General features: G+C 59.9%; 1 protein-coding gene. It reads left to right on the top strand.

The window, feature by feature from the left end; genetic code table 11:
• A partial coding sequence (locus MTX36_RS30765) for an ABC transporter permease subunit (protein WP_243623217.1) occupies window positions 1-245 on the top strand: 245 nt, incomplete at its 5' end.
• Window positions 246-267 lie beyond the last annotated feature (22 nt).

Genomic DNA, 267 nt, shown 5'->3' with positions numbered 1-267 from the left:
CGTTCTCGCTCATCACCATGATGGGTCTGGCACTCGGCGGCATGATCGGCAGCACCGTGATCGTCGAGACGCTGTTCTCACTACCCGGAATGGGCAGCCTGATCGTTCGCGCTGCGCAACAGGGCGATTCGCCGATGCTGTTGGGTGCGGTGGTCGTGATCGCCGTCATCTACGTGCTCGTCAATAGTTTCGTCGATGTTCTGTACACCTATCTTGACCCGAGGAGTCGTCGTGTCCATGTCTGAAGTGACGCCCGACGGAGCGGCC

Source organism: Rhodococcus sp. ARC_M6 (genome assembly GCF_022810305.1).
Lineage (GTDB): Bacteria > Actinomycetota > Actinomycetes > Mycobacteriales > Mycobacteriaceae > Rhodococcus_F.
Note: the sequence above shows the minus strand (reverse complement) of the source record. Positions and strands in the feature narration are given on the sequence as shown.